Here is a 14,836-nt window from a genome sequence, read left to right as displayed (position 1 = left end):
TACTTAATACTATTTTGATGCTGTTAGGGGATATTTCAAGCCTTTAGCGGACATCAGTTCTAAAGTTACCGAGCCGACCAATATTTCCACCTGAGCTTTTACAGGGATCCGGTTTGCATCATCAGTTATCCAAAGATACAGTTTGCTATCTTTTCTAAAAATTCGTCCGGGCTGTATTGAGGGACTGAACTTTAAGCAGTTATAGGTTCCTAAAGCTGTCTTTACCTGTTCTTTACCTACATATTGAATTTCAAGATTTGACACGCCATCATGAAGAAAGTAGTCCATACTGAATTTGGAGCCGATTCGCAGCTTGGATATGTCAAGGTTTCTGGCAAAGTAGTATGCTGAAACCACGTCAAAGGTTTGTCCATCGCCCCTAAAAGTCCCTTTATTGGAAACTATTTTCTTTTGATCCTGATAGAACCTGGCCTTATCACTACGGCGGTAATTTGCTTCACGGATATTTTCGGTGTAGAGATAGGGACTAAGATCAATACGATCTATGTATGAATCATAACGATTCCTAACCTTATAGAAAACATTGAACGAACCTGATGTGCGCCCTTCAGCTACAAGATGGTATATGGGTTTGTCGTCAAATCTGGTATCAGAAGGCTCAACCCGGATTTGAGCTTCCGCAGCTGTAATAAACCCATAACGTAGCTTGTAAGAAAGTTGCTCCCCTACCTGAAATACCGGCTCCTTTACATTCGGAAGCTCCTGCCCGGAGCCATTAACCGCTGCTATTATTAAAAGTAAGACTACTATTTTGTACTTCATCTTCAAATTCCACTTTCCACTCTCAACTTATTCCTTCCTCTTATATATAGGAACGGTAGAACATGGCTCTCCGTACATTATGCTTTTAGAAATCCCTGTTAATTTCACCGTGAGATTGATGAATGCAGATTCCGGGATCGCAATTTCGCCACAACCCTTAATTACGATCCGCTGGTCGCGATACTTTTCAAGATCCAGCTTTTCGAGCTCTCTTTCAAAAAGAATAATTTCAAGTTGCTGCAGATCGCCGAAAACAACGGTCGTTGCAAAACCAGCCAATCTATTCGCCAAAAGCATATAAGCCCAGGTGGGTACTATCGCATCTGCCGTACAAGTAATGGCAACATGCTTTTCATTATACTGTTCCCAGTTATGTTCCTTTATAAACTCCCTGAAATCTTTTTCCCTCAGCATCAGGCCATGGAAAAGGTTTTCTTTGATGTCGTATAGAACCCGATCTCCCTGCGGATATAATTCAGCAAGGTCAAAGCTTACCAGGCCGCTTTGGGCGACTTTGTTTATGATGTTTTCTTGTATGTCCATTATTCAGCTATTCTGCTCAGATGCAACTACCGTTTGTTTGTCTTTGCGAGGAGGTACGACGAAGCCTGTTTACCATAGCCAAGCAATCTGCCTAACAAAAAAACCGGAAACGATCTTAAAATCTTTCCCGGTTACAAAGTTAATGAATTATGGTCTTAAAAGAACTTTACACGATTGTCTTTGATGTCAGCCTTATCTCTCAAAACTTTAAAGGCTTCTCCCGGTGCACGCTGAACCAGGCCTTGCGCTACCTGAACCCTTTGTTTAAACACGTTAGTTAGGGGTGCGGGATTGGTAAATCCATTTACTACAAATACATAGATTCCGTTATCGCCCTCAACAATCTCTGATAATTTACCTGGCTGTGACCCAAAAATTACGCCTACCAGTTTATTCTCCTGCGCGATTCCAGGGATCACGGGGTTCGCGAATACAATGTTTTGAACCGGTGTAACTGCACGACCAACTTTTTGTGCCACCTGTTCAATGGATGAAGCACCGGTACGGGCTTTCGTCATCTTCTCTACAAGCATACGGGCTTTAACCTTATTGCGTACCAATGGTTCAATTTGTTTTTTAACCTGATCCAATGGAAGAGTTCCTTTTTCTAACACGTCGACAACCTTAGCAATTGCAAACTTATTGCCCATCTCGAACACCTGTTCCGAAACATCCCCTTTATCTGCACCAAAGGCCCAGCGGATCATTTCTCTCGGAGTATCCAATCCTGGAATAGTAGATTGCGTAACTACAACATTTTCAGCTATCAGTTTTGAATATCCAGCTTTTTGAGCCTGTGTATTAAATGACTCAGCATCTCTGGCGGTACTTAGGAAAGCAGTTGCTTTTGAATATGCCTCCTGCTGTGTTTTACTGCTGCTTGCAAGTGATTTGTCGACCATAGCTATTTTAGCCACCTTTGAACTTCCGACTTGTCCGGTAATTTTTATAACATGAACTCCAAATTGCGTTGCCACCACTTTGACATCGCCAGTTTTTCCATTAAAAACAGCATCTTCAAATGCAGGAATCATAGCACCCCTGGCAAATGTTCCAAGATCTCCGCCTTTATCTTTCGTAGCGTCGGTTCCGAACTTAGCGGCGAGCTCTGCAAAACTTCCGCCTTTGGCTAAAAGCCCGGCCAGTGAATCCGCTTTCGCTTTCGCTTTATCCGCACCGCCTTCAGTAGCCGGATTGAGAAGAATATGACTTGCTTTTACTGAATCAGGACTATTTTTAATGTCAAGAACCTTGATCATTTTGTACTGACCATTGGAAAATATTGGTCCGATAAACGCTCCATTAGTAGCCGCGAATACTGCGGAATCTAAAACTGCTTCAAGCTGCCCTTTGCGGATATAGCCTACAGGCATTTTCGTCTCAGAGTTGATGCTTACAAAAAGGGAATCATTAGTAGCCGCCCTGAACTCGCCCGATGTCTTGTCCACAAGAGCTTTTATTTCCGCGGTATCAGCTTTCGTAGGGTTGGCATCAAATACGATGTATTCAAAAGTTCGTGACTCCTGCTGATTGTTAAAACGGTACTTATACTCGTCATAATATTCTTTATAATCCTGCTCGGTAATCTTGGCCTGATTGTCTGGGATAGAGGAATACTCAAGGTTAACAAAACGGAAATTTGCCAGTTTATTTCGCTGGGAATAATCTTCCCTGGCCTCCAATGCAGTGACGTAAAGACTATTTTTAACAAGGTTATTATACTTCTGGGCTAGTTTATTTTCGCGGATATTTAATAAAAATGAAGTCCACTGCATACTTACGGGACTGTTTGCATCCTGAGTTCTAACATTATCAAGGAATGAATTCAATTGCATCCGGTTAAGCTGTCCTGTCTGAGGATCGCCAAAGTTCTGAAGAATTTGCGGATCCGGATTTTTACCAGTAATAAGATCGTTCAGCTCATTTTTACTTACCTGCAATCCGAGCCGGCTGATTTCCTTATCCATCAAAATCTTAGATACGGCCTGGTTCCAGGTATTCTCGATAACGTATGAAGTCATTTGAGGATCCAAATTACTCTGCCCCATCTGTTGTTTAAAGTTATTGGAATTCAATTCCACCTGCTCATTAAACTTAAGTACCGGAATTGCTTCGCCATCGACCTCTCCAACCTCCGTCTGACTAGAATTTATAAATGACCCTCCCATCTGAAGAGCATCGCTAACTAAAAATGCAACTATTGCAAAACCGATTGCCCCAACGATGATAATCCCTGCGCGGTTCCGCAAAAAACCCATTATTCCCATATCAATATTTTTATATAATTTTTAAAAGAGGGCGCAAGATACAAATTTTGAAAATAAACCATGAAAAATACTTGAGAGCGGAAAGCTGAAAGTTGAAAGCACCTGATTATCTATTTCTAACTATCAAAAGCCTTGCTTGTCTGTCAAACTCAAATCCCCGGTGGCCTGCTTTATCTCATAATATGAAAAATCCTGATTAGACCAAAAGTTGGTTCCAAAAAGTGTATTTCCCTGAGAGGTGATGCTTACCAGACGATTTGAGAAAAATCGCCCTTTCGATTCATCCCATATCAATTCTTCAGATTTAAATGTCTGACCTTTATTGTTGGTAGCCACAACATTCTTTTTTAATTCAACTACCTTCTCATTCTCACGCCTGATTGCGTAATCTGATTTCACCCGGCTGGTTTCCTGCTGATTGGCATCGTAAAAAATAACAAGCACACCCTTTTGCATTTCAATGTAGGGTTTTTCTGTTTTATAATGCAGGTATTCGGGAGTAATCATTTTCGCCTTAACGACCGAGGAATCGCTATAAATCACAGTAACACCTGTAGTTTTATCAACAGGCACTGAAAGTTTTTTTGCCGATATCTGTTCAACATCTTTCAGATCGTTTTCACACGAAGAAATAAAGGTAATACAGATCAGGAAGAAAACACCGGTCAGGCCTGCTTTCATGCAGGATATAAAACGGTGAAGTTTCATAATTTATTCAATATAGGTTTTCTGGAACCATTTATCGTTGAGGGTAAACCCAAGGTGGACATTAACGTAATTATCGCGTATCAGATTATCTTTCTGAGTTCCCCTTTGACCTACTTCGGTTGAGAGATTTATCCGGTAAAATGAAGAGCGGCTGCTTGGTAATGGAAATCCTAATCCAAAAGTAAGGGCATACTGCTTGATATCGTTATCACCTATCCTGATAAAGGTTCTGTCGTATTTCATACCCAGGCGGTAATCCACCAGTTTCCAGTAATTGCTCACAGAAGTACCGTCTGGTGTAAGCTGACCGCCTAATGCAAGGCCGTAACTATCATTCAGGCCATCGTTAATGCCGCCCTCACTATAATCTGACCATTTACCGTAGGAAAAATCTGCACCGATGAGCCAGGAATTAGCCTTTTCAAATGCGAAGCCTGCAGTATGGGTAACCGGTATATTTATTTTGCTTTTGCCACCTTTCAAAAAATAAGTACTATCAGATATAGCAAGTTCTTCACCTCTTGCGTCCCGACGGTAACGAGTTGTGAGAATATCACTCCTGGAATTAATTGATTTACCGGTATTCCCTGCATAACCAAAGATCAATTTAGTATTGCTGCTTAGGATAGCCTCATACTGGAGTCCGAGATCAAAACTGAGACCACCCACAGAGCGTTGATATTGCGTGCGTGAGTTGAAAGCAGACAAGTCATAACCGAAGATTTCCGCTTTATTAAGAAAGTCAATAGAGCGATTTTCCTTAAGGCTTCCAAAAAGGTAGCCTATATTAAAGCCGAAACTTAGATTTTTAGCTAGTTTGAAACCATATCCGATATAAGCTTTAGATACACCTCCTTCACCTCCGTAAACATATTCAACCTTATTTGTATCGAGCACAGCGGAAGTTTTAAATTGGTAGCCGAGGTCGCTATAAGGCACAAGGCCAAAACTTAATGCCGAAGATCTGCTTACAGGGATACCAAAGTTTATATGGCTCAAGGTAGAATTGAATTTACTCTGACCATCAACGCCCGCTTTACTAAGGCTTCTCAAATCCATTGAAGCACCTACTTCAAATGCAGTCAGTGCCAGCGTAGAATAAGAGGCCGGATTAGCCATGTTTATATTATCGTACACTCCGGGCTTACGAATTCCCATGCTTATTCCACCCATACCTCTGGTTTGTGGTAACAGAGAGCGTTTTAAATCACCAAGGCCAAATTGTGAATATGGTGAGCTCGACGTTGTTTGAGCTGAAGAAGATATACTGGCAGCTAAAAGGGAAATAAAAAATATATTTCTGAAAATCTTTATCATTGTTGATTAATAACTTGGTCTAAACCAATAAGTACCAAATCTGGCTCGGTTTTCAAAGTGTGCGCAAAGATGATATTTTTTAGCCTAGTATCAAAAAAAATCGCATCCCCACCACACAGTATTACCTGCAATTCAGAATATTTAACCTGATAACGTTTAATAAATCCAACAATTTCCGAAAGAGTGCCATTAACCACTCCCGAAAGCATGGATGTACGGGTATCATACCCCTCTAATTCATCATAAAACGTCAGTTGAACCAGAGGTAAACGACCAGTGAGTTCATGCATTGCCCGAAGTTTCATGTTCAACCCGGGTGAAATACTTCCACCGAGATAAATACCCTCTTTGTCGATCGCATCGTAGGTAATGCAGGTTCCCAGATCGATAACAAGGCAATTTCTTCCCGGGAATAATGCTCTGGCACCAATCACAACAGCAAGACGGTCTAAGCCAAGAGTTTCAGGAGTTTTATACTTATTAATTACCCCTGTGTTCAATTTGGAAGAAAACCTGATGTAAGCGGTTCGATCAGCCAGCACCTCTTCTAAAACTTCTATATCATCTTTAACTGATGAAATAATACTTTGTTGTATGTCGAACTCTTCTAAATATACTTCCAGGAGTTCAACCTTAAGATGATCAAGTACATCATTTTTAATGAGTTTATGATCATCAAAAATGGCAATTTTGGTACGTGAATTTCCAATATCAATAACCAGCTGCGGCATCAGGCAGTGGCTATATTCAATATAGATTCAAAGATTCCGAGACCATCCTGATTTCCTAATATCGAATCAGCTGCACGTTCAGGATGTGGCATCAGACCAAAAACATTACGCTTGATGTTACAAACACCGGCAATGTTGTTTAATGATCCATTCGGATTAGAAGATTCCGTCACATTGCCATTTTCATCACAATAATGAAACAACACCTGATCATTATCCTGAATTTTCTTTATAGTATCCCCATCAGCAAAATAATTACCCTCGCCATGAGCTATTGGGATTTTCAATGCTTTCGCCGGGTCCAGCATGGAGGTAATCAGGCTGTTATTGGTTGCAGGCTTCATGTAAATGTTTCGGCAAATAAACTTGCGACTCGTATTGTGAAGTAATGCTCCTGGCACCAGTCCGGCTTCCGCAAGGATTTGAAACCCGTTGCATATTCCAAAAACATAGCCTCCTCTATTTGCGAATTGAATTATCTCTTGCATTAAAGGGGAATATTTAGCAATTGCACCCGAACGCAGATAATCGCCAAATGAAAAGCCACCGGGCAATACAACAAAATCGACACCATGCAAACTATGTTCCTTATGCCATAAGCGAACTACCTCCTGGCCCATAATCTGATCTAAAACATAGATGATATCTTCGTCACAGTTTGATCCAGGGAAAATTACAACTCCAAATTTCATCGCTTGAACATTTTTTCCGGTTATTATAAACTCTTCACCGGTACATTGTTTATGCTACAAATCTATTTAAAATTTGAGATTGTTAGGGTGGTTTAGTGTTAAAAAAGGTTAAAGCCAGGGTTGTAGTATTCTCCCCGCCTCATGCCCGCGGCGTGGCACCTAATTCCTCCCCGTCGGCATGGTTCATTTGACCTATAGCAAAAAGAACTTTGTCCTCCGCAGCATGAGCTGGCGAATATTAACTATAACTTTCGACCCTCTAAAAAACCTGAAAATATATAATCCCCGCTACCAAAACACCATACATACTTTCATAAAGCCATCCAGGACTCGCATGTACAAAGTAATAAGCCATTAGAGCTGCTACAGGCGGAGCGCATAAAAGAAAGTGATAAAGCCTGAGGTCTTCCTTTAAATAGAAGGAAACGAGTCCGGTTACAAACATGAAGAATAGCAGCTGAAAAGATTTCCGCAGATGTACGACGCTGCGAAAGAAGTTTTTTTGCAGCTGAATAAATCCAAGGATCAAAATACTGGCTACAGGAAGAAGAACCAAGGTATCGTATAAGTTTATCCGAAGGTTTGTCGGAAATTTCGAAGCAAGGGGCAGCCATATTCTGTAAAATTGATCAAGAGAATCGTTCCAGTAATAAAATACTCCCAGGAAAAAGAAAATAGTAAATAATCCGATCAAAACAGCCAGCCACTCTCTCCAATAAAATGGGCGGAAGATGATGAGACTGATCCAAAGAACTGGCAACATTGCTATAAACGGAAAATAAATAAGTGTTCCCAGAGCGACCATCATCCCCAGATCGTACATAACTGAACTTACCTGATCGCGTTTATAGATACTTAGAAACTTCTCTACCATCCATAACAACAGGAAATTGCAAAATAACGCCGGACTAAGTATTAGAAAAGGGATAAATAAACTTCCTGCCGAAATATATAGTAGAGCCGGGAGGTATGTGGATTTACCGAGAAGGTTGTATGAATTTATAATCGTATTAAAAATGAGCGCCTGAATGAACAAAAGAAAAGCTGCCAGGTAAATATTAGTTATTACGGGATATGTGTTTTCTGGTAATGGAACCAAAAACCTCGTAAAAGGCTCAATAAAATCTACACTAACCTGATCGGGCGGATGAATGAATATCCCAATTCTTAATAAAAGCGTCATTCCCGCAAGTAAGATAATATTAACGGGGTTGATACTGCGGAACTGCTTAATCATTTAGGGGTATTTGCTACAATATTAAGATAAAAGCTTGAGAGAGGACAGTTGAATTTTAAAGCGAATAGGTGAAAAGTGAAAGTGGAGCAGAGTAACCTTAATAAAAAGTTAACATTTCTATAACAACGAGTCATCAGCATTTACGTATTTAATAAAAACCCTCGATTATGTCAACAGAACTTATCATACAGCTTATTGTGCTCCTTATTATAGTTATCGCCGGAATTTGGGTAAGCCCTTATGATGTGATTTTCGAAGAGGAAGAACTCTGATCACGTGGAGGGTGGAGATTTGAAATTCTTGTCAACTGCCGTGTATGGTGTATAGTGTGAATTTCGATAAATCTAAACCACTGCCTTGCATTTAGAAGCCCTAAACGGGGGTGCTTTACCCTTTGATTCTTGTCGGCGCGGTCGACTTTGCCTTTTAATTCTATTAACCGATTCTTAAACTTTACAATTAGGTTGGCGGCTTCTTCCCTGCTTAATGTTTTAACCATAGAAGCTATCTGAGCAGGTGCTTTATATTTTCCCGGGGGAAATCTGCCAAAGAAAAGTATCAACGATACCTGCCAGGGGGTGCTTTTCTCACTAAACGTACCCGTCCCAATTAAGCACTTCTCAATCGAAAATAAAGAAACTAAGTTAGATTGAAAAATATGCGAGAAGGTTTCCGAATAAGACCAACTGCCATCGATCGGAGTTTGAGTAAACTTTTCTTCAGAAACCCCGGTTAAAAGACTTTCGTATCGCCCGACCGCTTTAATTATGGAACTGAAATGACTATTAACACTCATAGTATTTTAACTAATTCGCTCAGACAATGTATCTGATATACTACATCGTCAGGTTTTTCACTCCTGGCAGGATTAAAATAAATTGCTTTCATACCAAAATTCTGGGCCCCTCTGATATCCGCCTCCAAACTATCGCCAATCATCAGGCTTTCAGAAACTTTTGCCTCGGTTTTATTCAAAGCATGTTCAAATATAGCTTTATCCGGTTTGTTAAAACCTATTATTTCGGAAATGAAAATCGTGCTGAAGTATTTTGATAGTCCATTGTTTCCGATTTTTTGTTCTGTTGATTCCTTAAATCCATTTGAAATAATATGCAGGGTATATTTCGCTTCAAGATACGACAAGGTGTCATGGGCATGAGGAAACAAGTTGGTTTTGGTAGGACATATGGAAACATAATCATCTTCGAACTTCCCGGGGATCAGGTCGGGTGAAACTCCAAGCTCGGTAAAAGTCTTTGAAAAACGGGTCGACCTCAAAACGTCCTTACTGATTTTTCCAACATGGTAATCCGCCCAAAGCTGGTGGTTATGTTTTGTATATACCTCTATAAAAAGATCAGGCGAGTGCAGGCCTAATTGCTTTAAATTGTAGGTATAATAAAGTTCGTGAAGCGTCTCTTCAGCATTTTTATCAAAGTCCCAGATGGTATGGTCAAGATCGAAGAAGAGGTGTTTGTACATCAGTTGCCAGTTTTTAGTTTCCAGTTTCCAGGCTGGACGCCTACAAACTTACAACCTATAACGTACAACTTAGAACTTACAACTTATAACTTTACCTTTGCAGTAAACATGGAATTTAAATTAACATCTGAATATAAGCCTACAGGTGATCAGCCGGAAGCTATCCGCCAGTTAGTTGAAGGAGTTAATAATGGTGAGCATTACCAGACCTTATTAGGGGTTACGGGTTCGGGGAAGACATTTACCGTTGCTAACGTCGTACAGGAGACACAAAAGCCCATGCTGGTATTAAGCCATAACAAAACTTTGGCAGCCCAGCTATACGGTGAATTCAAGCAATTTTTTCCGGAAAATTCCGTCAATTACTTTGTTTCATATTACGATTATTACCAGCCTGAAGCTTACATAGCTTCATCAAATACCTATATCGAGAAAGACTTGCAGATCAATGAGGAGATCGAAAAGCTGCGCTTACGCACAACTTCCTCTTTAATGTCGGGAAGGCGTGACGTAATTGTAGTGTCTTCGATTTCCTGTATTTATGGTATGGGCAATCCGGAAGATTTTTCCAATTCAATATTTCGGTTCGCAGTAGGAACAAAGATCAGCAGAAACGCATTTCTTCACCGCCTGGTTGAGATCTTATACTCACGTACAACGGCTGATTTCAGGCGCGGTACATTTCGTGTGAAAGGTGATACGGTCGATATTTACCCTGCCTACATGGATTATGCTTATAGGGTATCCTTCTTTGGGGATGATATTGAAGAGCTAACTACAATAGATCCTGCTTCCGGAAAGACTATTGAAAAAATGACCCATGTTGCCGTCTTTCCTGCAAATCTTTTCGTCACGCCAAAGGATCGGTTTAACAAGTCGGTCTGGTCGATCCAGGAAGAGCTTGAAAGCCGCAAACAGCAATTTATCGACGAAAAGCGATTCCTTGAGGCTAAGCGTTTAGAAGAAAGAGTCAATTACGACCTTGAAATGATGCGGGAATTAGGCTACTGTAGTGGTATTGAGAATTATTCAAGATTCTTCGATGGCAGGTCTCCCGGAATGCGCCCATTCTGTTTACTGGATTATTTTCCTGAGGACTACCTGATGGTCATCGATGAAAGTCATGTTACGGTACCGCAAATCCGGGCAATGTATGGCGGGGACCGATCGCGGAAGCTTTCTCTCGTTGATTATGGGTTTCGATTACCTGCTGCGCTGGATAACAGGCCATTGAACTTCAATGAATTTGAAAAACTTGCGCCTCAAACGATTTATGTTAGTGCCACGCCCGGCGACTATGAACTGGAGCAAACTGAAGGCGTTTTCGTAGAACAGGTTATTCGGCCAACAGGACTCCTCGATCCGGTAATAGAAATCAGGCCAGTGGTTAATCAGGTGGATGACCTCCTGGATGAGATAGACAAAACAGTGAAGCTGGGCGACCGGATCCTAGTCACTACGCTCACCAAACGCATGTCGGAAGAGCTTACAAAATACATGGACCGCCTGGGTATAAAAGTGAGATATATACATTCAGAAGTAAAGACGCTTGAACGAGTTGAGATTCTGAGGGATCTTAGACTAGGAGTTTTTGACGTTCTGATTGGGATAAACTTACTTCGAGAAGGCCTGGATCTTCCGGAAGTTTCGCTGGTAGCTATTCTTGATGCAGATAAAGAAGGTTTTTTAAGATCCGAGCGTTCTCTGATCCAAACAATTGGCCGTGCTGCCCGGAATGATCGTGGGCGGGTTATTATGTATGCAGATAAGATAACCGAAAGCATGCGGGTTACAATTGATGAAACTAACCGACGAAGGGAGAAACAAATAGCGTATAATACAGAACATGGAATTACACCGAGAACGATCGGTAAATCCCGTGAGGCAATTATCGAGCAGACATCTGTTATGGATTTCAAAGGGGGGGTGCAGAAAGCCTACGTTGAAAAAGAGATGACTGATAATCTTGCGGCTGATCCAATCGTTCAATATATGACTAAACCGGAACTGCAGAAATCGATTGAAAAGACTAAAAAAGACATGGTGAATGCTGCCAGGGATATGGACTTCCTGCTAGCTGCTAAACTTAGGGATGAAATGTTTGCCCTGGAGAAGATATTGGAAGAGCGATTTGGGTGAGTTATACGTGATACATCCCAGTAACTTTTACAGTCTGATGAAACATTTTAGAAAAAATATCGTCTATATTTGAACAATTCAATTTAGTATCATGGTATTATTAAAGATTTTATTCATCACTATCTGCGTTTTATGGCTGCTGAAAATGGTAGCAAGGCTTTTATTACCCATGTTTTTCCATAAAATGATGGCTAAAGCGCAGAATCAGGCGAATCAGAGATACCAGCAACGACATAATCAAACTCCCGACGGCCGAATCAAAGTTGATTACATGCCTCCTAAAGAGAAAAACCGGGGCGATGATGCCGGAGATTTTGTTGACTACGAAGAAGTGAAATAGATTTTAGTTATCAGTTTCCCGTTACCAGTCTCCAGGCAGGAAAGACAAAAACTTTTACCATACATCCGGCCGTGCAGGAGTACAGCGTTTAACGCTCTTCAGATTTATTTTCATAAAGCTGGCAATCTTTCCTTGCAGGTATAACCTTTTTTATATTTTTGACATTCAACTAACTCGAGGAGAATGAATAACTGGTTTAAACGAAATGGCATTCACCTGGCCATCATAGGAATATTTATTGCAATATGCTTTGTGTACTTCAGTCCTGCATTGCAAGGAAAAGCCCTATTTCAAGGCGATGTCATTCAGGCTCAGGGGATGCAGAAGGAAATCATGGATTTCAGAGCAAAGGATGGCAAAGGACCTCTGTGGACCAACTCAATGTTCGGTGGAATGCCCTCTTATCAGATCTGGGTACAATATCCTAAAAACATTACTACATATTTCATTTCATTCTTCAAGACGATTTTTCCCAATCCAATTGACGCCGTTCTACTTTATCTTTTAGGTGCATATTTTCTTTTCTGTGTATTAAGAATGAACCCCTGGCTGGCAGCGGCAGGTGCTATAGCTTTCGCATTTTCATCTTATAATTTTCAGATTATAGATGCAGGTCACAGTAATAAAGCATTTGCTATAGCTTTCTTCGCACCGATTTTGGCTGGCATTATAATGACTTTCCGGAGGCAGTACCTTGCTGGAGCTTCTATCACAGCCCTGTTTCTGGCAATTGAGATTAGGACTAACCACATCCAGATGACCTATTACCTCTTTATTGCGCTTGTGATATTTGTGGGAATTGAGCTTTACCATGCAATCAAAACAAAATCGACAAAAGATTTCATCAAATCATTCGGATATCTTGCCGCAGCCGCAATGCTCGCAATTGCAGTAAATGCAGGTGCACTATGGACTAGTTATGAATATGCTAAAGAATCAACACGTGGTAAATCTAACTTAACGACTGAAAAATCAGTGCCGAACAACGGCCTTGACCGGGATTATGCCTACGCCTGGAGCCAGGGAGTTGGTGAAAGCCTAACTTTTCTTGTGCCGAATGCTTATGGCGGCGCTTCCGGAGTTGTTGACCTTGCTGCCGATTCAGAAGTTGCAAAAACATTAACAACAAAAGGAATCCCAGCTGAGCAGCTAGTACCTGCTATGCAGCAGTTATACCAAATGGGTTTAAGTACATACTGGGGAGAAAAACAATTCACTTCCGGACCATGGTATTTCGGAGCGATTATCTGTTTCCTTTTTGTCTTAGGCCTATTTATCGTTAAGAATAGAATAAAATGGTGGATTCTAAGCGCCACATTATTATGCCTTTTGCTGTCTTTTGGAAGACATTTACCCTTCCTTTCAGATATTTTCTTCAACTATTTTCCGCTGTACAATAAATTCAGGGCCGTTGAGTCGATCCTTGTCATCGCCGCTCTTTTAATACCGGTATTAGCGATTTTAGCTGTTAAAGAAGTCGCATTTCATACAGAAGATCCCAAGAAATTAACTAAACATCTATTATACTCACTTTACATCACTGGCGGGCTTTTGCTTATTTTGATTGCGCTTCCATCTGTTCTGCTGGATTTCAAATCAAGTAATCATAACCAATTTATTGAGCAGCTTAGTAAGGCTACCAATGGTGACAGGCCGTTCGCTGACAGTATCGCAAACGCCCTGGTACAGGATAGAATAAGCCTGGCGCGTATGGATGCCCTGCGCTCGCTTCTTTTCGTGTTGATCGGTGCTGGATTGATGTGGGCCCTAATCAATAAAAAGCTTAGTCCACAAATTGTATTTATTGTTTTGGGAGTGGTGATATTGGGGGATATGTGGAATATCGATCGCCGATATCTTAATAACGAGAAATTTGTTGAGAAGAATATCCTTGCGCAGCAATTCCAGCCAAGAGATGTTGATCGGTTGATTATGCGCGATACCGGACACTTCCGGGTATTTGACCTTAGTTCCGGCAGCCCTTTTCTGAGTTCAACACCCTCTTATTTCCACAAAAGCCTGGGCGGTTACCATGCTGCCAAATTAAAGCGATACCAGGAATTACTTGACAAGCAATTTAACGGCTCTATTAATGAGGATGTTCTTGATATGCTGAATACAAAGTATCTAATTACATCTGATGAAACCGGCCAAAAGCAGACTATACAAAACCGGGACAGTGCAGCAGGCAATGCCTGGTTTGTACCTAATGTTACTTATGTAAAAAACGCAGATGAGGAAATGTCGGCCATCAGTAGCTTTGACCCTAGACAAATGGTGGTGGTTTCCGAGGAGTTTAAACCGATGATTGATCTGAGAAGGGTTGGATATGACGAGAACGGATTTATCCGCCTTACCTCCTACCATCCAGATCTGATGACATATGAATATTCCTCCGGCAAGGATGCCCTGGCTGTATTTTCTGAGATTTACTACAAACCGGGATGGAATGCCTATGTAGATGGCGAAAAAATTCCATATTTCAGAGCTGATTATCTTTTAAGAGCTGCCCAACTGCCAGGCGGCAATCATAAGCTTGAATTTAAATTTGAACCTGCGTCATATTATACGGGAGAATTAATTTCGTTGATTGCATC

13 protein-coding genes are annotated in these 14,836 nt (G+C 41.0%); 3 read left to right on the top strand and 10 right to left on the bottom strand.

Translation table 11 applies throughout. From position 1 onward, the window contains the following. Window positions 1-9: 9 nt before the first annotated feature. The 10 genes from ACLL8Z_RS13720 to ACLL8Z_RS13675 all read right to left on the bottom strand — a co-directional run bounded on the left by ACLL8Z_RS13720 (window position 10) and on the right by ACLL8Z_RS13675 (window position 9,760). Window positions 10-783, bottom strand: coding sequence for a DUF3108 domain-containing protein (locus ACLL8Z_RS13720; protein WP_411275355.1), 774 nt, complete (start codon window positions 781-783; stop codon window positions 10-12). A 27-nt stretch (window positions 784-810) separates the two neighbouring features. Next, window positions 811-1,326, bottom strand: coding sequence for a DUF2480 family protein (locus tag ACLL8Z_RS13715; RefSeq protein ID WP_411275354.1), 516 nt, complete (start codon window positions 1,324-1,326; stop codon window positions 811-813). A gap of 155 nt (window positions 1,327-1,481) precedes the next feature. Further along, a complete protein-coding gene (locus ACLL8Z_RS13710; protein WP_411275353.1) occupies window positions 1,482-3,584 on the bottom strand; it encodes a SurA N-terminal domain-containing protein in 2,103 nt (700 codons plus the stop codon). Window positions 3,585-3,716: 132 nt separating this feature from the next. Next, window positions 3,717-4,301 carry an LPS export ABC transporter periplasmic protein LptC gene (lptC, locus tag ACLL8Z_RS13705; RefSeq protein WP_411275352.1) on the bottom strand — a complete coding sequence of 195 codons (585 nt, stop codon included), beginning with the start codon at window positions 4,299-4,301 and terminating at the stop codon, window positions 3,717-3,719. A 3-nt stretch (window positions 4,302-4,304) separates the two neighbouring features. Beyond that, on the bottom strand, window positions 4,305-5,618 hold the full coding sequence (locus ACLL8Z_RS13700) for a hypothetical protein (protein ID WP_411275351.1): 1,314 nt from the start codon (window positions 5,616-5,618) through the stop codon (window positions 4,305-4,307). Then, window positions 5,615-6,349, bottom strand: a complete 735-nt coding sequence (locus ACLL8Z_RS13695) for a type III pantothenate kinase (RefSeq protein WP_411275350.1) — start codon at window positions 6,347-6,349, stop codon at window positions 5,615-5,617. Before ACLL8Z_RS13695 ends, ACLL8Z_RS13700 begins: the two co-directional genes overlap by 4 nt. Beyond that, window positions 6,349-7,041 carry a phosphoribosylformylglycinamidine synthase subunit PurQ gene (gene purQ, locus ACLL8Z_RS13690; RefSeq protein ID WP_411275349.1) on the bottom strand — a complete coding sequence of 231 codons (693 nt, stop codon included), beginning with the start codon at window positions 7,039-7,041 and terminating at the stop codon, window positions 6,349-6,351. Before purQ ends, ACLL8Z_RS13695 begins: the two co-directional genes overlap by 1 nt. A gap of 259 nt (window positions 7,042-7,300) precedes the next feature. Next, complete coding sequence (locus tag ACLL8Z_RS13685) at window positions 7,301-8,278, bottom strand: DUF6427 family protein (protein WP_411275348.1); 978 nt, start codon at window positions 8,276-8,278, stop codon at window positions 7,301-7,303. Between the two features lie 238 nt (window positions 8,279-8,516). Beyond that, window positions 8,517-9,074, bottom strand: a complete 558-nt coding sequence (locus tag ACLL8Z_RS13680; RefSeq protein WP_411275347.1) for a DinB family protein — start codon at window positions 9,072-9,074, stop codon at window positions 8,517-8,519. Further along, the gene (locus ACLL8Z_RS13675; protein WP_411275346.1) at window positions 9,071-9,760 is read right to left on the bottom strand and encodes a YjjG family noncanonical pyrimidine nucleotidase; all 690 of its coding nucleotides are present in this window, start codon (window positions 9,758-9,760) and stop codon (window positions 9,071-9,073) included. Before ACLL8Z_RS13675 ends, ACLL8Z_RS13680 begins: the two co-directional genes overlap by 4 nt. 108 nt (window positions 9,761-9,868) lie before the next feature. Between ACLL8Z_RS13675 and uvrB the strand changes: the two genes are divergently transcribed. The 3 genes from uvrB to ACLL8Z_RS13660 all read left to right on the top strand — a co-directional run. Further along, window positions 9,869-11,899: an excinuclease ABC subunit UvrB gene (gene uvrB / locus ACLL8Z_RS13670; RefSeq protein WP_411275356.1), complete on the top strand. Its 2,031-nt coding sequence runs from the start codon at window positions 9,869-9,871 to the stop codon at window positions 11,897-11,899. Between the two features lie 91 nt (window positions 11,900-11,990). Next, window positions 11,991-12,239, top strand: a complete 249-nt coding sequence (locus ACLL8Z_RS13665) for a DUF4834 family protein (RefSeq protein ID WP_411275345.1) — start codon at window positions 11,991-11,993, stop codon at window positions 12,237-12,239. 183 nt (window positions 12,240-12,422) lie between these two features. Continuing rightward, on the top strand, window positions 12,423-14,836 hold a 2,414-nt coding region (locus tag ACLL8Z_RS13660; protein ID WP_411275344.1), incomplete at its 3' end, for a YfhO family protein.

It is taken from the genome of Daejeonella sp., assembly GCF_046590655.1.
Lineage (GTDB): Bacteria > Bacteroidota > Bacteroidia > Sphingobacteriales > Sphingobacteriaceae > Daejeonella.
The sequence above is the reverse complement of the archived record's forward strand: the minus strand, read 5'-3'. Positions and strand labels throughout refer to the sequence as shown.